Below are 18,713 nucleotides of genomic sequence, written 5' to 3'. Positions count from 1 at the left end.
GCCACTGCTTCAACGCAGGGGGGACTGTCAGGTTGTGCGGCCAAAGGGGTGAACACGGGTCGGTCGGCACGAACGCCGGGCCTGGCAGCGAGACGCTGCCAGGACCAGACGTCGGGCCGAGCGCCCCGGCCTCGGCGCTCGGAAGCCCCGCAGCCATGAGGTCTGGTACGTCGTCGAGCGGATCAGTCGTTGGCGCAGGCGTTGCCGAACGCCGGGTTCAGCAGGGCGATGACGTTGACGGTGTTGCCACAGGCGTTGACCGGAACGTGCACCGGAACCTGGATGACATTGCCGGAGGCGACACCGGGCGAGCCCTCGGCGACGCCGTTCGCACCACTGTCGGCGACGGCCATGCCGGCGCCACCCAGGACCAGGGCAGCACCGCTGCCCGCCAGCGCGACCGACTTCGCGATTCGCTTCATCATTGCTTCCTTTCGGATATCCGATGGGGGTACAACACTCAACGACGATGGGCGACTTCCGGACACGGCTGAACATCAAAAGGATTGATTCGGCGCGCGCCGTCCCCTGCGGCTCGGACCGAAAGACGGTTAGAGTCGCATCCCGGCCCCCGCGTAACACGCGAAGCATTGGCAGAAGGATTCCCTCCCTTCGCCCGCGAATACGGAGAGCCGGTGAAAGCGTCATTCCATGGGTGCCGCCGTCCAAGGCGCGGGAAATGAAGTTCCGAACTCCACGACCAGAGACCGTGACCGATCTGCGTGTGCTGCCGCATTCCCTTCCGCACGGCCGGCGTCCGGCCGTGCTCCACGTCGTGCAGCCCGTCGACGGCGGGGTCGCGCAGGTCGTCACGGACCTGGTGACGAACCAGGTCCGTGACGGGCTGAGCGTGGCCGTGGCATGCCCCGACGGCGGCGTCCTGGGCGAGGCCGTACGCGGACTCGGCGCCGACGTCCACCGCTGGCGGGCCGGCGGCGTGCCGGGGCCGCTGCTGCTCCATGAGATCCGGCAGCTCGCCCGCCTGGTGGGGCGGCTGCGACCGCGTGTCGTGCACGCCCACAGCGCGAGGGCCGGCCTGGCGGCGCGGCTCGCCGTGCGCGGCAGGATCCCGACCGTGTTCCAGCCGCACGCCTGGTCGTTCGAGGCCGTCGGCGGGGCCACGGCCCTGCTGGCGCGGCGCTGGGAGCGGTACGGGGCGCGCTGGACGGACCGTGTCGTCTGCGTCAGCGAGGCGGAACGGCGCACGGGCGAGACGGCCGGTGTCGACGCGCACTGGAGCGTCATCCCCAACGGCGTGGACACCGAGCGCTTCCGGCCCGCCCCCGACGTCCGGCCGAGGTCGCTGCCGCCGCTCGTCGCCGATCTGCCCGAGTCGGCGCCGCTCGTGGTGTGCGTGGGGCGGCTGTGCCGGCAGAAAGGGCAGGATCTGCTGCTCGTGGCCTGGGAGCAAGTGCTGCGCAGACTTCCCAACGCCTGTCTCGTCCTCGTCGGGGAAGGGCCCGACGAGGAGTCACTGCACTCCTTCGCCTCCGCGTCCGTGCGCTTCGCCGGCGCCGTGCAGGACCCGGCGCCCTGGTACCGGGCCGCCGACCTGGTGGTCCTCCCGTCCCGGTGGGAGGGCATGGCGCTGGCGCCGCTGGAGGCGATGGCCTGCGGGCGCTCGGTCGTCGTCACCGACGTCGACGGGGCGCGCGAGAGCCTGCCGCCCGGGCATGCCCTCTTCTGCCTGGCCCCGCCCCGTGATCCCTACGCGCTGGCCACGGCGATGGGAGATCTGCTGCTCAACGCGCCGCTGCGCAGCGCGCTCGGCCGCCGGGGCCACCACCACGTCCTCTCCGCACATGACGTACGGCACACCGCGGAGGCGGTCGCCGATGTGTACCGCGAACTGGTCGGCGTCCGGCCCTGAGGTCCGTCGGAGGAAGCGGGCCGGTGCAGACCGGTGCAATCGCGTCGACGGCACCCCTTCGGACGCCGAAGGGCCGGGAGAGTCGAGGGGAGACTCTCCCGGCCTGGAGCCACGCAAGTGACGTGCGTGTACGGAAGGTTCAGCGGCGGACGGCAGCCCTGCCGCGCCGGTACAGCACTCCACCGCCGAGCAGCAGACCCGCGGCGGCGGCGCCGGCAGCCAGCATCTCGCCCTGGAAGCCGGTCTCGGCCAGCTGCGGCGCAGGGGCGGCCGGCGTGATCGTCCGGCCCTCGTCGGTGGGCACCGGCGGGTTCGCGATCACCGGGGGCTCCGGAGTCGGCTGGGTCGGCACGCCCGGCACCGTCGGCGTCTCCGGCACGTTCGGCACGCCCGGCACCGTCGGCGTCTCCGGCACGTTCGGCACGTTCGGCACGTTCGGCACCGTCGGCGTCTCCGGCACGTTCGGCCCGCCCGGCACCGTCGGCGTCTCCGGCTCCGGAGGCGACTGCGGCCCCGGAGGCGTCTGCGGCCCCGTGGGCGGCTCCGGCAGCTCTGCGTCACCGTTGACGCAGGTGTTGCCGAAGGCCGGGTTGAGCGCACCGATGACGTCCACGGAGTTCCCGCAGGCGTTGACCGGGACGTGCACCGGGGCCTGGATGGTGTTGCCGGAGCCCACTCCCGGGGAGTCCGCCGTGCCACCCGTCGCCGAGGACCCGGAGGCCGCGTCGCCCGGCTCGTCGGTGTCCGACACGTTCGCACAGTGGTTGCCGAATGCCGGGTTGAGCAACCCGACCACGTCCACGGAGTTCCCGCAGACATTGACCGGGACGTCGATGGGCGCCTGAACAAGGTTGCCCGACAGCACCCCGGGGGAACCCGCGGCACCCCCGTCCGCCTGGGAGTCGGCGCTGGCGGTTGCACCGTTCAGAGACAGAATGCTGGTGGCCGCCGCGGCCGTCAGGATTCCCTTGCTGATGACCTGTCGCATCATGTGTGTTTTTTCCCGCTCTCAGTTCGAGAACCAGTCCCGGAGCGCACCGGCGGTGCATCCCAGGACCGGCAGAAAACGACCCCTAAGGGCTGTGTGCGAGGCCGTACGTCAGTCGGCTGTGCAGTAGTTGCCGAACGCCGGGTTCAGCAGGGCGATGACATTGACGGTATTGCCGCAGACGTTGACCGGAACATGCACGGGAATCTGGATGACATTCCCGGACAGCACACCCGGCGAATCAGTGGCCGCACCGGCGGCGTCGGAGTCCGCGAGGGCCGGCGAGGCCATACCCATGGCCAGCATCACGCCGGCGAAAGCCGCAGCGGTCTTCTTGTACTTCATCGGACTTCCTTCTTCTTGCGATCGTGTCGGTGTCATGACGAACCCGCTCGGGCCGGCCACTGACGCACTGACAACGAGGGGTTGTCCACCGGGAAAGCCGCCCGGGCGGCCATTTCCCTGCGCCCACTCGGACGTCCACCGGACGATTCATGTTGGTCGATCCGGAAACTCCGGAATCAGCCGTTGCTCTCGCCGTTGCCGGAGAGCGCGGCGATGTCGTTGAGGAGGTGCGACAGGGACTCGTCGCCCTTGGCCTGCGTCGAGTTCTCGGTGCACTGCTGGTTCTGCGGGTTGGCGAGGACGTTGACGTCCTGGACCGTGACCGGCACGACGCCGACGAGCGAACCGGCGTTGGCCTTGGCCGGCAGGCCGACACAGGGCTTGTTGAGCGAGCCCTGGACGAGCGCCATCTGCGGGCTCATGTTGCCGTACGTGGCCTGGTTGCCGTACACCTGCGAGGCGCCGATGCCGCTCTGGGAGACGGTGCCGATGTCATCGCCGATGGCCAGGGCCTGCGGCGCCGCCGCGGCCGAGACGCCGACGACGGAGGCCGTGACGGCTACCGCAGTCATAACCTTCTTGATCATCAAAACTTCCCTTTCAGCCGGAGCGCATGAGCTTGTCCGCGCGCCGGTTCAACTCGTCAGCCGCGGCTTGGTTCTGCGAATTCACCCGGATGGCCCGCAGCGATCTTCATGCATCCCGCCGATACCGGCATACGGAAGAGCGGGGCTCCGCGACCGCGTTCCGCATTCACGGGCCGCTCGTCATTCCGCCCGGTTCCCCACGCCCTGACGGGCGAGGGACGGGCGTCGCACCTCTATGTCAGGACGGGCGGTTCGGCGCCGCCCGTTGGAGTGAAGCGGAAGAACCAACTCCGGTGGCGGGAGTTGGTCAGGAGGCTCCGGAATCGGGCCCCAGCGCCTTCCGGTATCCCCTCTCACCCCCCAGAAAGGGAATCAGTCGTGATCAAGAAGGCTATGGCGGCTGTCGCCGTGACCGCCTCCGTCGTCGGCGTCTCGGCCGCGGCGGCGCCGCAGGCCCTGGCCATCGGTAACGACACCGGCACCATCTCGGAGAGTGGCACCAACTCCGCACAGCTGTACGGCAACCAGGCCACGTACGGCAACATGAGCCCGCAGATGGCGCTCGTCCAGGGCTCGCTCAACAAGCCCTGTGTCGGCCTGCCGGTCAAGGGCAACGCGGGCTCTCTCGTCGGCGTGGTGCCCGTCACGGTCCAGGACGTCAATGTGCTGGCCAACCCGCAGTACCAGCAGTGCACCGAGAACTCGACGCAGGCCAAGGGCGACGAGTCCCTGTCGCACGTACTCGACGACATCGCCGCGCTCTCCGGCAACGGCGAGGGCAACAGCTGATCGTCGGCGCCGGTCTTCGGGCCGGGCCGTCGCGGTACTCCGCGGCGGCCCGGCCCTTCTGCATGAGCGGCTGCGCGCCCTACCAGCGCGGCCAGCAGGACCGGGCGACGACCGTGTTCCATTCGCGGTCGGGGACGCCGGGGACGGTCCTGCCCTCATCGGACCACTGGGCCATGAGTGATGCGTAGATCGGCTCGGCCGGCCTGAGTGCCGGCTCGCTCCGGCTCGCCGGAATCAGTCGCTGCCGTTCCCATCGCCCTTTGTGCTCCGCCATGCCCCCAATATCCCCCAAAGCCCCGCCTCGTGGCGCGAAAGAGGAAGTACGCGCGCCATGTGCTGCACCTGCTCGCACCGTTCGTGTGACACGTCGTGGCGGGCACGGCCCCGCGCGGGGCGGTTCAGCGCTGTCGGACCGCGCGCAGCACGACGAACTTCGGGTTGCTCGCGACGGTCTCGCAGTTGCCGAAGAGCCGACGCAGCCGGACGTGATAGCCGAGATGCCGGTTGCCGATCACCCACAGCTCGCCGCCGGGGCGCAGCGCGGCGCGTGAGCCGGTGAACATGCGCCAGGAGGTGCTGTCGGTCAGGGCCCGGTGGGTGTGGAACGGCGGATTGTTCAGTACGAGGTCCACGGACTCCCGCTCCAGGCCCGACAGCGCGTCGCCCACGAGGAACTCGGCCTTCGCGGCCGGGCCCGTGTTCGCCCGGAACGTCGCCTCGGCCGATGCCACCGCCTGGTACGACTCGTCCGTGAACACCACGTCGGCCTCGGGGTTCGCCACGGCGGCGGCCGTACCGACCACTCCGTTGCCGCAGCCCAGGTCCACGACGCGGAGCGGGCCGCGGCGCTGCGGCAGGTGCCGGAGGAAGAAGCGCGTGCCGATGTCGAGGCGCTCGGCGCAGAAGATGCCCGCGTGATTGGTGACGGCGCGGCCGGACATGGCGCCGATGTCCGGGGGCAGGTCGTAGCGGCGCGGCCAGCCGGCCGCGGGTGCGGAGGCGAGCAGCTCGGGATCCGGGGTGCAGAAGATCAACCGCGCCTTCTTCACGGCCAGCGAGGTCCTGGTCGGGCCGATGATCCGCTCGAACAGCTTCAGCGTGGAGGTGTGGATCTCCGTCACCATGCCCGTACCGACGACGAGGGTGTCCGCGTGCAGATGCGGCGCGAGCCGCTGCAGCTGGTCCTCGAGGAGGGCGAGGCTCTTGGGCACGCGCACCAGCAGGACGTCGATCCGGTCCGGGGGCGAGTCCTGGGTCGACAGCAGCCGTACGCCGTCGGCCTCGGCCGGCGTGCGGTTGCGGGCGAGATTGGCGCGGGTCGCCTGCTGGGTCAGGTACGAGTCGGTGATCTGCACGGGCCGGTGCGCGGCGAGCGCGGTGGTCAGGGCACCCCAGCGGTCGCCCAGGACGACGGCGGTGCCGACGGCCTCTTCGCCCTCCAGGTGGCGCAGCAGGTACTCGTCGGAGGCGTCCCAGGCGCGGAGCTGGTCACGGGGGTCCTCGGGAAAGCGCGTGAGGCCGAGGTCGCCCCATGACGTCGTGAAGGTGTTCATCGTCCTTTCAGGCTACGCGGCCGCCTTCGTGAGCTCCGCCGCGCCGAAGGAGACGTCGAAGCGGTCGCACCAGATGGCGACGCTGGAGTACGTGCCCAGATCGACGTCGGCGGGCAGCGCGTAGTTCTGGTCGCCCTTGTTGCCCTTGAGCTTCCCGAGGCTGACGTACGCGCCGTCGTCGAAGACGCGCCAGCCGGCCACGCCCTCCTTCACCGGTGCGTCGGTGAGCCAGACCCGCAGGTCGGGGCCGTTGCTCGTGTCGAGGCCCTCCAGCCGGAGCGTGCGCGAGCCGTCCGGGAGCTCGACGATCCTGACCGTGCCCTTCGTGGCGTGCTCATGACTGATGAACGAGCCCGAGGCGAGGGTCACGGGGGTCGCGGGCGAGGAGGGCGCGGAAGCGGACGCGTCCGGGGTGGCGGAGGCGGCCGGGGGCACCGCGGCCGGAAGCTCCTCGCGCACGGTCCGGTCGACGAACAGCTGCCACGGCTGGAACCAGTACAGACCGAAGCCGAGCGCCACCGCCACCACCGCCAGGATGATGGCGACGACCGGCTTCCTCAACACTGCTGCTGCCTTCATGCCCCTATTGAAGCGGGGACCGCGCCCCCGGCGGGCCTTTTGGCCGGTGACGGAATTCTTACGGCGGGACGGTGCGGCAGGGGCGCGCTCACCGGAAGCCACCTAGTCGTCGCCCTCCAAGTCGCCCTCGGTCTCCAGGAACACCTGCCGAAGCGCCTCCAGCACCGCCGGGTCGGGCTTGGCCCACATACCGCGGGACTCGGCTTCCAGGAGGCGTTCGGCGATGCCGTGGAGGGCCCAGGGGTTGGCCTGCTGCAGGAACTCGCGGTTCTCGGGGTCCAGGACGTACGCCTGGGTGAGCTTGTCGTACATCCAGTCGGCGACGACGCCGGTGGTGGCGTCGTAGCCGAACAAGTAGTCCACGGTAGCGGCGAGTTCGAAGGCGCCCTTGTAGCCGTGGCGGCGCATCGCCTCGATCCACTTGGGGTTGACGACCCGCGCGCGGAAGACGCGGGACGTCTCCTCGACCAGCGTCCGCGTACGGACCGTCTCGGGTCGGGTGGAGTCGCCGATGTACGCCTCGGGCGCGGTGCCGCGCAGGGCGCGGACGGTGGCGACCATGCCGCCGTGGTACTGGAAGTAGTCGTCGGAGTCGGCGATGTCGTGCTCGCGCGTGTCCGTGTTCTTCGCGGCGACCGCGATCCGCTTGTACGCCGTCTCCATCTCCTCGCGCGCCGGGCGTCCTTCGAGCCCGCGGCCGTACGCGTAGCCGCCCCACACCGTGTAGACCTCGGCGAGGTCCGCGTCGGTGCGCCAGTCGCGGGAGTCGATCAGCTGCAGCAGGCCGGCGCCGTACGTGCCCGGGCGGGAGCCGAAGATACGGGTCGTGGCGCGGCGTTCGTCGCCGTGCTCGGCGAGGTCCGCCTGGGCATGGGCCCGTACGTGGTTGACGTCGGCGGGCTCGTCGAGCGCGGCGGCGAGCCGTACCGCGTCGTCGAGCAGTCCGATGACGTGCGGGAACGCGTCCCGGAAGAATCCGGAGATGCGGAGCGTGACATCGATGCGCGGGCGGCCCAGCTCCTCGGCCGGGACGGGCTCCAGGCCGGTGACGCGGCGCGACGCGTCGTCCCAGACGGGCCGGACCCCGAGCAGGGCGAGGGCCTCGGCGACGTCGTCGCCCGCCGTACGCATCGCGCTCGTCCCCCACAGGGAGAGGCCGACGGAGGTCGGCCAGTCGCCGTTGTCGGTGCGGTAGCGCGTGAGCAGCGAATCGGCGAGGGCCTGGCCGGTCTCCCAGGCGAGGCGGGAGGGGACGGCCTTGGGGTCGACGGAGTAGAAGTTGCGGCCGGTCGGCAGGACGTTGACCAGTCCGCGCAACGGCGAGCCGGACGGACCGGCCGGGACGAAGCCGCCGTTCAGCGCGTGGACGCTGTTGTCGAGTTCGTCGGTCGTGGCGGACAGGCGCGGGACGACCTGCTGGGCGGCGAACTGCAGGATCTCGGCCACCTGCGGGCCGTGGCCCGCTGCCACGGCCGGCACCGCGGCCGGGTTCCAGTCCGCCGCCTCCATCGCCTCGACCAGCGCACGGGCCGTGGCCTCCGCCTCGTCGGCGGTCGTACGGGTCGCGGCGGACTCGTCGAGGCCGAGGGCTTCGCGCAGTCCGGGCAGGGTGGTCGTGCCGCCCCAGATCTGCCGCGCACGGAGGATCGACAGGACGAGATTGACCCGCTCGGGGCCGGTGGGCGCGCCGCCGAGGACGTGCAGTCCGTCGCGGATCTGGGCGTCCTTGACCTCGCACAGCCAGCCGTCGACGTGGAGCAGGAAGTCGTCGAAGCCGTCGTCGTCGGGGCGGTCGTCCAGGCCGAGGTCGTGGTCGAGCCTGGCGGCCTGGATCAGCGTCCAGATCTGGGCGCGGACGGCGGGCAGCTTCGCCGGGTCCATGGAGGAGATCTGCGCGTACTCGTCGAGCAGCTGCTCCAGGCGTGCGATGTCGCCGTACGAGTCGGCGCGGGCCATCGGCGGCACGAGATGGTCGATGAGCGTGGCGTGCGCCCGGCGCTTGGCCTGGGTGCCCTCGCCCGGGTCGTTGACCAGGAACGGGTAGACGAGCGGCAGGTCGCCGAGCGCCGCGTCGGGCGCGCAGGCGGCGGACAGGCCGGCGTTCTTGCCGGGCAGCCACTCCAGGTTCCCGTGCTTGCCGAGGTGGATCATCGCGTCGGCGCCGAAGCCGCCGTCGTCCTCCGCGGCCGCGATCCAGCGGTAGGCGGCGAGGTAGTGGTGCGAGGGCGGCAGATCGGGGTCGTGGTAGATCGCGATCGGGTTCTCACCGAAGCCGCGCGGGGGCTGGATGAGGATCAGCAGGTTGCCGCGCCGCAGGGCGGCCAGCACGATGTCGCCCTCCGGGTTGCGGGAGCGGTCCAGGAACATCTCGCCCGGCGCCGGGCCCCAGTGCTGCTCCACGTGCTCGCGCAGCTCCTGCGGGAGCGTGGCGTACCAGCGCCTGTAGTCGGCCGCCGGGATACGGACCGGGTTGCGGGCGAGCTGCTCGTCGGTGAGCCAGTCCCGGTCGTGGCCGCCCGCCTCGATGAGCGCGTGAATCAGTTCGTCGCCGGAGCGGCCGGGGGCACCTCCCGTGCCGGAGGCCACGGGGGAGAGGCCGGGGATCTCCTCCGTACCGAAGTCGTAGCCCTCGTCGCGGAGTCGGCGCAGCAGAGCGACGGCGGACGCGGGGGTGTCGAGGCCGACGGCGTTGCCGATGCGGGAGTGCTTCGTCGGGTACGCGGACAGGACGAGCGCGAGGCGCTTGCCGGCGTTCGGGATGTGGCGCAGCCGCGCGTGCCGTACGGCGATCCCGGCGACGCGGGCCGCGCGCTCGGCGTCGGCGACGTACGCGGGCAGGCCGTCCTCGTCGATCTCCTTGAAGGAGAACGGGACGGTGATGAGGCGGCCGTCGAACTCGGGGACCGCGACCTGGCTCGCGGCGTCCAGCGGGGACAGCCCCTCGTCGCTCTCCTCCCATGTGCTGCGCGACCCGGTCAGGCACAGCGCCTGCAGGACGGGCACGTCGAGCGCGGCGAGCGCACCCGCGTCCCAGGACTCGTCGTCGCCGCCGGCCTGTGCCTCTGCGGGCCTGGTGCCGCCCGCGGCGAGGACGGTGGTGACGACGGCGTCGGCGCCTCGGAGCCGGTCGAGCAGCTCGGGCTCGGGGGCGCGGAGCGATGCGACGTAGAGGGGAAGGGCCTGACCACCCGCGTCCTCGACGGCGTCGCAGAGGGCGCCGACGAAGGCGGTGTTGCCGCTCATGTGGTGGGCGCGGTAGTAGAGGACCGCGACCGTGGGGCCGGTCGTGCTGCGCGGGGTGCGGTCGAGGGGGCCCCAGGTGGGGGCGGGCGCCGGCGGCTCGAAGCCGTGGCCGGTGAGCAGGACCGTGTCGGACAGGAACCGGGCGAGCTGCTCCAGGTTGGCCGGCCCGCCGTGCGCGAGGTAGGCGTGCGCCTCGGCCGCGATGCCGATGGGGACGGTGGACGCCTCCATCAGCTGTGCGTCGGGGGCCTGTTCGCCGGTGAGGACCACCACGGGCCGCGCCTGCGCGAGCAGTGCGTCGATCCCCTCCTGCCAGGCACGGATGCCACCGAGGAGGCGTACGACGACGAGGTCCGTGCCGTCGAGCAGCGCGGGCAGCTCCTCCAGCGCGAGGCGGGAGGGGTTGGCGAAGCGGTGGTCGACCGGGCCTGTGGCCGCGCGGGCGCTGAGCAGGTCGGTGTCGGAGGTCGACAGCAGCAGGATCGTCGCGTGCGTCATCGCGTGCGCAGGCCTTCCTCGGGGTGTCCGCGCCCCGGGTGGTCGTAGGACGGCGGGAGTTCCTGACTCACCTGGCCGCGTGACGAGGCCCGGTTCACAGTGGCGGGACCGCGCCGGAATCTCACCGGGCTTCCTCCCTAGGGTCCTGGGACCCTGTGCCGTCTGCATAGTAGAGGCTGCTCGCTGCCACCGGGGCGGTCACCTCGGAGGAGCCCGAAGGACGCGGGCAGGGACGTGGGGAGGACGTGGGTATGCTCGCCGCCATGCCGCCGACACCACCAACACCCCCGGACCGGGGCGAAACCCGCATACGGGACCGGGGAGATGCCTGCCCGGGAGCACTGCGGCTGCATGCGGCGGACGACGGCGGGCTGGCCCGACTCCGGCTTCCCGCAGGTCTTCTGACGTCTCGTCAGGTCGAGGTTCTGGCCGCGTCCGCCGAGGCGTTGGGAGACGGTGCGCTGAGCATCACCTCGCGCGGGAACGTGGAGCTGCGCGGCCTCGGCGAGGGCTGCGGGGCAGAACTCGCGGCGCTGCTCCGCAAAGCCGGGCTGCTTCCCTCCGAGACCCATGAGCGGGTACGGAACCTGGTGGCATCGCCGCTCGCCGGACTCGACGGACTCGGCTGTGCCGATGTGCAGTTGTGGGCACGACGACTGGACGAACTGCTGTGCGCGAGCGACTGGGCGGCCGGGCTTTCGGGGCGTTTCCTGTTCGCGCTGGACGACGGGCGCGGGGATGTGGCGGGGCTCGGTGCGGATGTGACCTTGCTCGCAGAGCCGGGAGGTGTGGCGGTCCTGCGCGTCGGGCCGCAGGCCTTCCGCGTCCGCACCGCTGACGCGCCGCGTGCCGCCCTCGCCGCGGCCGAAGCGTTCCTCGCCGCGGCGGCCGCGGCGGGCACGGGGGCGTGGCGGGTGCGGGAGCTGCCCGTGGGGCAGGCCGTGCCGGTGGGGGCGTATCTGGAGGCGGCGGGTGTCGCGGCGGAGCTCTTCCCGTTCGGAGCCCGTCCGGCGGTCGAGGACGGACATCCGGGCCCGCAGCCGGTTCCCGGTCCTGTCCCGGGGTCCGGGGCGGAGCCCCCGTCCGGGAAGGGGCGGGGTGGGGAGGACACCGCCGGAGGCCGGCCGGCCGCGGGCCCCCTCCCCGGGGTCGTCCAAGGGGCCGAAAGCTGGGCCCTGTCGGTCGGAGCGCCGCTCGGACGGCTCACCGTCCGCCAGGTGCGGGCGCTGCTGCCCGCGCCCGGGGGCGAGGTGCGGCTCACTCCGTGGCGCGGGGTGGTCGTGCCCGGCTTCGCGGATCGCGACGCGGCCGATGCACGGCTTGCCGCACTCGCGCGGGCGGGGTTCATCACCGCACCTCACTCCGCCTGGTACGGCGCCTGCACCGGCCGGCCCGGGTGCGCCAAGTCCCTGTCCGACGTACGGGCGGACGCGGCGCCGGGCGGCGGCCTGCCCGTGTACTGGTCGGGCTGCGAACGGCGCTGCGGGCGTCCCCACGGGGCGTACGTGGACGTGGTCGCGACGGGCGGCGACCGCTACGAGGTGAACGGCGTGCCCGTCACCCGAACTGCACTGGCCGACGCCGTGACGGCGGCGTCACGTACGAGGAAATGAGCGAGAGCACCGTGTTCGACTACGAGAAGGACGGCGCGGAGATCTACCGCCAGTCCTTTGCCACCATCCGCGCCGAGGCCGACCTCTCCGCGCTCCCCGCCGACGTCAGCCAGGTCGCGGTGCGGATGATCCACGCCTGCGGCATGGTCGACCTCGTCCGCGATCTCGCGTACTCGCACGCCGTGGTGGCCCGCGCCCGCGAGGCCCTGCGCGCCGGCGCACCCATCCTGTGCGACGCCCGGATGGTCGCCAGCGGCGTCACCCGCAAGCGGCTGCCCGCCGACAACGAGGTGATCTGCACGCTCTCCGACCCGTCCGTGCCGGCACTCGCCGCCGAGCTCGGAACGACCCGGAGCGCCGCTGCCCTCGAACTGTGGCGCGACCGCCTCGAAGGCTCGGTCGTCGCCGTGGGCAACGCGCCCACCGCACTCTTCCGGCTCCTGGAGATGATCGAGGAGGGCGCACCCCGTCCGGCGGCCGTCATCGGCGTCCCGGTCGGCTTCATAGGCGCCGCCGAGTCCAAGGACGCGCTCGCCGGGCACAGCAGCGGCATCGAGCACCTGGTGGTACGCGGGCGGCGCGGCGGAAGCGCCATGGCCGCGGCGGCGATCAACGCGATGGCGAGTGAGGCGGAATGAGCAGCGGGATGACGACCGGGAAGCTGTACGGAGTCGGGCTCGGTCCCGGCGACCCGTCCCTGATGACCCTGCGGGCGGCCGAAGTCGTCGCGGAGGCGGACGTCGTCGCGTATCACAGTGCCCGGCACGGCCGTTCCATCGCCCGCTCGATCGTCGCGAGGCATCTGCGCCCCGACCACATCGAGGAGCGCCTGATGTACCCGGTCACGGTCGAGACCACCGACCACCCCGGCGGCTACCGCGGCGCGCTCGACGACTTCTACGAGGAGGCGGCGGAGCGCCTCGCGGCCCATCTCGACGCGGGGCGGACCGTCGCCGTGCTCGCGGAGGGCGACCCGCTCTTCTACGGCTCGTACCAGCACATGCACAAGCGGCTGGCCCACCGCTATCCGACCGAGGTGATCCCCGGGGTCACGTCGGTGAGCGCGGCCGCGGCACGGCTCGGGAAGCCGTTGTGCGAGGCGGAGGAAGTCCTGACGATCATCCCCGGCACGCTGCCGGAGGAGGAGCTGACGGCCCGTCTGGCCTCGACCGACTCGGCCGTCGTGATGAAGCTGGGGCGTACGTTCCCTGCGGTGCGGCGGGCGCTGGAGCGCGCGGGGCGGCTGGACGACGCGCGGTACGTGGAGCGCGCCACGATGGACGGCGAGCGCACGGACCGGCTGGCGGACGTGGATCCGGATTCGGTGCCGTACTTCTCGGTGGCGGTGCTGCCGAGCCGTGTCGACGAGGTGCCTCCGGCCGCGCGTGCCGAGGGTGAGGTCGTCGTCGTGGGCACGGGACCGGCCGGTCCGCTCTGGCTGACGCCCGAGACCCGGGGCGCGCTCGCCTCCGCCGACGACCTGGTCGGCTACACGACGTACCTGGACCGGGTGCCGGTGCGGCCGGGCCAGCGCCGCCACGGCTCCGACAACAAGGTGGAGTCGGAGCGCGCGGAGTTCGCGCTGGACCTCGCGCGGCGCGGGCGGCGCGTGGCCGTGGTGTCGGGCGGCGACCCGGGCGTCTTCGCCATGGCCACGGCGGTGCTGGAGGTCGCCTCGCAGGAGCCGTACGCGGACGTGCCCGTACGCGTCCTGCCGGGCGTCACCGCGGCGAACGCTGCGGCCGCTCGCGCGGGCGCTCCGCTGGGCCACGACTACGCGACGATCTCGCTCTCCGACCGGCTCAAGCCGTGGGAGGTCATCGCGGAACGGCTGCATGCCGCGGCCGCGGCCGATCTCGTGCTGGCCCTCTACAACCCGGGCTCGCGCAGCCGCACCTGGCAGGTGGCCAAGGCCCGCGAGCTGCTCCTGGAACACCGCGCTCCCGGCACCCCGGTCGTCGTCGCGCGCGACGTGGGCGGCCCGGAGGAGAGCGTGCGGATCGTGCGCCTCGGCGAACTGGACCCGGCGGTGGTCGACATGAGGACGCTGCTGCTGGTCGGTTCCTCGCAGACGCGCACGGTCAGGCGGGGCTCGGGCGACGGCGAGGGCGAGAGTGAGGGCGAGACCGTCGTCTGGACCCCGCGTACGTACCCCGTCTAGCCCGGGCGGCACACGCCGCGCGGGCGATCAGTTCACGGCCAGGACTTCGCGGGCGGCGCGCTCGCCGGAGCGCACCGCCCCCTCCATCAGTCCGTGCATCAGCGTCGCCGACTCCGTACCCGCCCAGTGGACACGGCCCACGGGCTCGCGCAGCGCGCTGCCGTAACCGGTCAGCGCGCCCGGCGGGAAATGGGCGACCATCCCGCCCGGCGACCACGGTTGCTCGGACCAGTCGGCCTCCAGGTATGCGGTGGGACGGCGCGCCTGCGCGCCGAAACGCTCGGCGAGCGCGCCCAGCCAGACGTCCCGCCGCTCCTCGGGATCCAGGCGGCCGAGCCGCACGGCCCCGGCCCCGAGCGCATAGCTGCTCAGCACTCCCGGCCGCCCCGGGCGCGGAGTCTGGTCGATGGTGATCGGCACGGGCCGCCCGGGGGGAGCGGGAGCGATCCGGTCCGGCCGACCGGCTCCCGGGTGCGACGCCCAGCTGCATCGCCGGGGCCGGCGCCGTCCCGGATCCCGTCAGGGTTTCGGGGAGAGGCGGGGCGGGGGAACAGCCCCCGGCCCCACCGGGGCACTTCGCCCCACCACCGACCCCGCGCGGTCGATGCACACCACGTCCACCGTGACCGGCGCGCCCCGGAGCACGCCGAGCGCCTGGTCGCGGGCGGCCGCGGCCACGAGGTCGCCCAGCGGCACACCGCGCGCGGCGCACAACTGCAGGGCGGCCAGGCCGGTGTTGGCGGTCGCGACCTCCTCCGACAGCGCTTCGTCCGCCCCGCCCGCCCGCGCCAGCTCCGCCAGGAAGCCCTTGTCGACCTGGGAGCGGGCGGAGTGCAGATCCAGATGCCCGGCGGCGAGTTTCGACAGCTTCGCGAAGCCGCCGCAGATGGTGAGCCGCTCCACCGGATGCCGGCGTACGTACTTGAGCACCGCGCCCGCGAAGTCGCCCATGTCGAGCAGGGCGTCCTCGGGGAGCCCGTACAGCGAGACGACGGTCTTCTCGGACGTGGATCCCGTGCAGCCCGCGACATGTGTACGGCCCGCCGCCCGGGCCACGTCCACACCGCGCCGGATCGAGTCGATCCACGCCGAGCAGGAGTAGGGGACGACGATCCCGGTCGTGCCCAGGATGGACAGCCCGCCCAGAATGCCGAGCCGTGGGTTCCACGTGGAACGGGCTGTCTCCTCGCCGTGGTCGACGGAGATCGTGATCTCGACGTCGGCGGCTGCGGCGCGGTGCCGTGCCGCGACCCGGGCGACGTGATCGCGCATCATCTGGCGCGGTACGGGATTGATGGCGGGCTCGCCGACGTCGAGCGGCAGTCCGGGACGGGTGACGGTGCCGACGCCGGGACCGGCCCGGAAGACGACGCCGGAACCCGCCGGCAGGAGCCGTACCGTCGCACGGACCAGCGCGCCGTGGGTGACGTCCGGGTCGTCGCCCGCATCCTTCACGACGCCCGCCATGGCGTACCCGTCCGTCAGCTCCTCCGCGGCCAGCGCGAACGCCGGGGTCTGCCCTCTCGGCAGCGTGATCGTCACCGGGTCGGGGAAGTCGCCGCCGAGCAGCGCGGTGTACGCGGCGGTCGTCGCGGCGGTGGCGCAGGCACCGGTGGTCCAGCCGGGGCGCAGGCCGGTGTGCTTGAGTTGGGCGTCCCGCCCACCACCGGCCTCACTCATCGGAAGACCTCATGGACCGCACGCACATCCTCGTCCTCGGCGGTACGACGGAGGCCCGCGCCCTCGCCGGGGCCCTGCACGCCCGCGGGGTGCGGGTGACGACGTCGCTCGCGGGCCGGGTCGCGGCGCCCAGGCCCCCCGAGGGCGAGGTGCGCATCGGGGGTTTCGGCGGGGCGGAGGGCCTCGCGGCGTGGCTGCGCGGGCACCGCGTGGACGTGCTCATCGACGCCACCCATCCTTTCGCCGGGACGATCAGTTTCAACGCGGCTCGAGCCGCCGGCCTCGCCCATGTTCCCCTGCTGGCCCTGCGCAGGCCCGGGTGGGCCCCGGTCGCGGGCGACGACTGGCACTCCGTGGGGTCCCTGAAGGAGGCCGCACGGGCCCTGCCCGCGCTGGGCCGCAGGGTCTTCCTCACCACCGGCCGGATGGGCCTCGCGGCCTTCGCGGACGCCGACGACACGCTCTGGTTCCTGGTCCGCTCCGTCGACCCGCCCGAGCCCCCGCACCCCGCCCGGATGGAAGTCCTCCTGGACCGCGGCCCCTTCACCATCGACGGCGAACGCGCACTCCTGCGCGGGCACCGCATCGACGTCCTGGTGACCAAGGACAGCGGCGGCGCCGCGACGGTCCCGAAGCTCACCGCGGCCCGCGAGGCGGGCATCCCCGTGGTGATCGTCCGCCGCCCGACGGTGCCGGACGGGGTGCCTGTGGCGACGACGCCGGAGGAGGCGCTGGCGTGGGTGGACGGCCTCGGCCCGGTCTGACGGCGGTCAGCAGACGTGGCGCTCGCGCGCCGGGTCGTACAGGTGGCTGTCCCGGAACTGCGACGCCGCCAGCGTGCGGCCGACGATGATCACCGCCGTCTTCGTGATCCCCGCCGCCTTCGTCTGTTCCGCGATGTCGTCCAGCGTGCCGCGCAGGACGACCTCGTCGGGGCGGCTGGCCATGGCGACCACCGCGGCCGGGCATTCGGCGCCGTAGTGCGGGAGCAGCTCCGCGACGACGCGGTCGACGTAGCGGGCCGCCAGGTGCACTACGAGCAGCGCACCGCTGCGGCCGAGGGTGGCCAGGTCCTCACCGGGAGGCATGGGGGTGGCCTGCTGGGCGATGCGCGTGAGGACGACCGTCTGGCCGACCGTCGGGACGGTCAGCTCGCGCTTCAGCGCGGCGGCGGCCGCGGCGAACGCCGGCACCCCTGGCACGACCTCGTACGGGATCCCGGCCACGTCCAGCCGCCGCATCTGTTCCGCCACCGCGCTGAAGACCGAGGGGTCGCCGGAATGGAGCCGGGCGACGTCGTGGCCCTCCTCGTGGGCGCGGACCATCTCCGCGACGATCCGGTCAAGGTCGAGCCGGGCCGTGTCGACGAGGCGGGCGTCGGGCGGGCAGTCGGCGATCAGTTCGCGGGGGACGAGGGAGCCCGCGTACAGGCAGACCCGGCACGACGCGAGCGTCCGCGCGCCCCGCACGGTGATCAGGTCGGCCGCGCCGGGGCCCGCGCCGATGAAGTACACAGTCATGGGGCAGCTCCTGCCGGGGACTTGGTGACGGACCATTGGGTGACGGGCATCGCCTGGCGCCAGCCGGTGAAGCCGCCGACCGGGACGGCGTGCGCCACCGCGAGCCGTACGAGCTCGCCTCCGTGCCGCCGGTACCGGTCGGCCAGCAGCGCCTCGGACTCCAGCGTCACCGTGTTGGCGACGAGCCGGCCCCCGGCCGGCAGGGCGGACCAGCAGGCGTCCAGCAGACCGGGCGCGGTGAGCCCGCCGCCGATGAACACCGCGTCGGGTACGGGGAGTCCGTCGAGTCCCGACGGCGCGGCGGCGGTCACGACGCGCAGGCCCGGCACGCCGAGCGCCTCCGCGTTGCGGGCGATGCGTTCCGCCCGAACCGGATCCCGCTCCACGGTGACCGCCCGGCACGACCGGTGCGTACGCATCCACTCGATCGCGATCGACCCGGACCCGCCGCCGATGTCCCACAGCAGCTCGCCGGGCGCCGACGCGAGCGCGGCCAGCGTCGCCGCGCGGACATGGCGCTTGGTGAGCTGGCCGTCGTTCTCGTACGCCTCGTCCGGAAGGCCGGGCACGGCCGACAGCCGCAGCGCACCGGGCGCCCGCGCGCACTCGACGGCGACGATGTTGAGAGGGTCCCCCGGGGCGTGCGCCCAGGTGTCCGCGGTGCCGGTGACATGGCGCTCCCGCACGGCACCCAGCTGTTCCAGTACGTGCATCCGGCTCGGCCCGTACCCCCGCTCCCGCAGCAGCCCCGCGACCTCGCCCGGCGTGCCCGCCCCCGCGCTGAGCACCAGCACCCGCCGCCCGTCGTGCAGCGCTGCCGCGAGCGAGCCGAGGGGCCGGCCGACCAGGGTCACGGTCTCGGTGTCCTCCAGCGGCCAGCCGAGGCGGGCGCAGGCGTACGACACGGACGAGGGGTGCGGCAGTACGCGCAGGGCGTCGGCGCCGAGCTCCTCCGCGAGCGCGCGGCCGATCCCGTGGAACAGGGGGTCGCCGCTGGCGAGGACGGCCACGTGACGCCCGGCATGCGTGGCGAGCAGCCCCGCCACAGCGGGCCGCAGCGGTGAGGGCCAGGTCACGCGCTCGCCCGGGCAGTAGGCCGACGGCACCAGGTCCAGCTGGCGCTCCCCGCCGATGATCACGTCGGCGGCGCGCAGGGCGGCGCGGGAGGTGCCGGGGAGCCCGGCCCAGCCGTCGGCACCGATCCCGACGACGGAGACGGCGCGGTGGATCGGGCGGGGGTCGGGGCTCACGGACCGGAACTCTACTCAGTGCCCCCGGGCCCCGACC

The 18,713-nt window shown here is 73.0% G+C and carries 17 protein-coding genes and 1 riboswitch; of the genes, 6 read left to right on the top strand and 11 right to left on the bottom strand.

The genetic code is table 11. The features are described 5' to 3' along the window. Positions 1–182: 182 nt before the first annotated feature. A complete protein-coding gene (locus tag ACWCP0_RS09915) occupies positions 183–422 on the bottom strand; it encodes a chaplin (RefSeq protein ID WP_451078351.1) in 240 nt (79 codons plus the stop codon). Between the two features lie 296 nt (positions 423–718). On the opposite strand from ACWCP0_RS09915, the gene ACWCP0_RS09910 reads away from it, so the two are divergent. Next, positions 719–1,870, top strand: coding sequence for a glycosyltransferase (locus ACWCP0_RS09910; RefSeq protein ID WP_451078545.1), 1,152 nt, complete (start codon positions 719–721; stop codon positions 1,868–1,870). Positions 1,871–2,009: 139 nt separating this feature from the next. Here the strand turns inward: ACWCP0_RS09910 and ACWCP0_RS09905 are convergent, their stop codons facing one another. The 3 genes from ACWCP0_RS09905 to ACWCP0_RS09895 form a co-directional block, all read right to left on the bottom strand. Continuing rightward, the gene (locus ACWCP0_RS09905) at positions 2,010–2,861 is read right to left on the bottom strand and encodes a chaplin (protein ID WP_451078350.1); all 852 of its coding nucleotides are present in this window, start codon (positions 2,859–2,861) and stop codon (positions 2,010–2,012) included. A 108-nt stretch (positions 2,862–2,969) separates the two neighbouring features. Beyond that, positions 2,970–3,203 carry a chaplin gene (locus ACWCP0_RS09900; RefSeq protein WP_451078349.1) on the bottom strand — a complete coding sequence of 78 codons (234 nt, stop codon included), beginning with the start codon at positions 3,201–3,203 and terminating at the stop codon, positions 2,970–2,972. Between the two features lie 176 nt (positions 3,204–3,379). Continuing rightward, the gene (locus ACWCP0_RS09895; protein WP_451078348.1) at positions 3,380–3,790 is read right to left on the bottom strand and encodes a rodlin; all 411 of its coding nucleotides are present in this window, start codon (positions 3,788–3,790) and stop codon (positions 3,380–3,382) included. 378 nt (positions 3,791–4,168) lie between these two features. Between ACWCP0_RS09895 and ACWCP0_RS09890 the strand changes: the two genes are divergently transcribed. Continuing rightward, positions 4,169–4,579 carry a rodlin gene (locus tag ACWCP0_RS09890; RefSeq protein ID WP_451078347.1) on the top strand — a complete coding sequence of 137 codons (411 nt, stop codon included), beginning with the start codon at positions 4,169–4,171 and terminating at the stop codon, positions 4,577–4,579. A gap of 398 nt (positions 4,580–4,977) precedes the next feature. Here ACWCP0_RS09890 and ACWCP0_RS09885 read toward each other — a convergent pair whose 3' ends face one another. The 3 genes from ACWCP0_RS09885 to cobN all read right to left on the bottom strand — a co-directional run bounded on the left by ACWCP0_RS09885 (position 4,978) and on the right by cobN (position 10,452). Then, on the bottom strand, positions 4,978–6,132 hold the full coding sequence (locus ACWCP0_RS09885) for a methyltransferase (protein ID WP_451078346.1): 1,155 nt from the start codon (positions 6,130–6,132) through the stop codon (positions 4,978–4,980). A 12-nt stretch (positions 6,133–6,144) separates the two neighbouring features. Further along, the gene (locus ACWCP0_RS09880; protein WP_451078345.1) at positions 6,145–6,711 is read right to left on the bottom strand and encodes a DM13 domain-containing protein; all 567 of its coding nucleotides are present in this window, start codon (positions 6,709–6,711) and stop codon (positions 6,145–6,147) included. Between the two features lie 102 nt (positions 6,712–6,813). Continuing rightward, positions 6,814–10,452, bottom strand: a complete 3,639-nt coding sequence (gene cobN / locus ACWCP0_RS09875; protein WP_451078344.1) for a cobaltochelatase subunit CobN — start codon at positions 10,450–10,452, stop codon at positions 6,814–6,816. A gap of 34 nt (positions 10,453–10,486) precedes the next feature. Beyond that, a riboswitch (cobalamin riboswitch) is annotated at positions 10,487–10,630 on the bottom strand. A gap of 73 nt (positions 10,631–10,703) precedes the next feature. Here cobN and ACWCP0_RS09870 point away from each other — a divergent pair. Genes ACWCP0_RS09870 through ACWCP0_RS09860 form a run of 3 tightly spaced genes read left to right on the top strand, consistent with a single transcriptional unit; the run spans position 10,704 to position 14,226 of the window. Beyond that, positions 10,704–12,065, top strand: coding sequence for a cobalamin biosynthesis protein CobG (locus ACWCP0_RS09870; protein WP_451078343.1), 1,362 nt, complete (start codon positions 10,704–10,706; stop codon positions 12,063–12,065). Beyond that, positions 12,062–12,703: a precorrin-8X methylmutase gene (locus ACWCP0_RS09865; RefSeq protein WP_451078342.1), complete on the top strand. Its 642-nt coding sequence runs from the start codon at positions 12,062–12,064 to the stop codon at positions 12,701–12,703. Before ACWCP0_RS09870 ends, ACWCP0_RS09865 begins: the two co-directional genes overlap by 4 nt. 8 nt (positions 12,704–12,711) lie before the next feature. Further along, positions 12,712–14,226 (top strand): precorrin-2 C(20)-methyltransferase, encoded by a 1,515-nt coding sequence (locus ACWCP0_RS09860; protein WP_451078341.1) that lies wholly within the window; start codon positions 12,712–12,714, stop codon positions 14,224–14,226. Between the two features lie 27 nt (positions 14,227–14,253). Here the strand turns inward: ACWCP0_RS09860 and ACWCP0_RS09855 are convergent, their stop codons facing one another. Together ACWCP0_RS09855 and ACWCP0_RS09850 are read right to left on the bottom strand one after the other, a co-directional pair. After that, positions 14,254–14,673 (bottom strand): flavin monoamine oxidase family protein, encoded by a 420-nt coding sequence (locus ACWCP0_RS09855; RefSeq protein ID WP_451078544.1) that lies wholly within the window; start codon positions 14,671–14,673, stop codon positions 14,254–14,256. A 72-nt stretch (positions 14,674–14,745) separates the two neighbouring features. After that, positions 14,746–15,906 carry a cobalt-precorrin-5B (C(1))-methyltransferase gene (locus ACWCP0_RS09850; protein ID WP_451078340.1) on the bottom strand — a complete coding sequence of 387 codons (1,161 nt, stop codon included), beginning with the start codon at positions 15,904–15,906 and terminating at the stop codon, positions 14,746–14,748. Between the two features lie 11 nt (positions 15,907–15,917). Here ACWCP0_RS09850 and ACWCP0_RS09845 point away from each other — a divergent pair, with 11 nt between their 5' ends. Then, positions 15,918–16,670, top strand: a complete 753-nt coding sequence (locus tag ACWCP0_RS09845; protein ID WP_451078339.1) for a cobalt-precorrin-6A reductase — start codon at positions 15,918–15,920, stop codon at positions 16,668–16,670. Positions 16,671–16,676: 6 nt separating this feature from the next. On the opposite strand, the gene cobM is transcribed toward ACWCP0_RS09845, so the two are convergent. Together cobM and cbiE are read right to left on the bottom strand one after the other, a co-directional pair. Next, positions 16,677–17,426 (bottom strand): precorrin-4 C(11)-methyltransferase, encoded by a 750-nt coding sequence (cobM, locus tag ACWCP0_RS09840; RefSeq protein WP_451078338.1) that lies wholly within the window; start codon positions 17,424–17,426, stop codon positions 16,677–16,679. Next, positions 17,423–18,676, bottom strand: a complete 1,254-nt coding sequence (gene cbiE, locus ACWCP0_RS09835) for a precorrin-6y C5,15-methyltransferase (decarboxylating) subunit CbiE (RefSeq protein ID WP_451078337.1) — start codon at positions 18,674–18,676, stop codon at positions 17,423–17,425. Before cbiE ends, cobM begins: the two co-directional genes overlap by 4 nt. Between the last annotated feature and the right edge of the window lie 37 nt (positions 18,677–18,713).

Source organism: Streptomyces sp. NPDC001970, from assembly GCF_053594115.1.
This window is presented reverse-complemented; position numbering and strand designations above follow the sequence as displayed.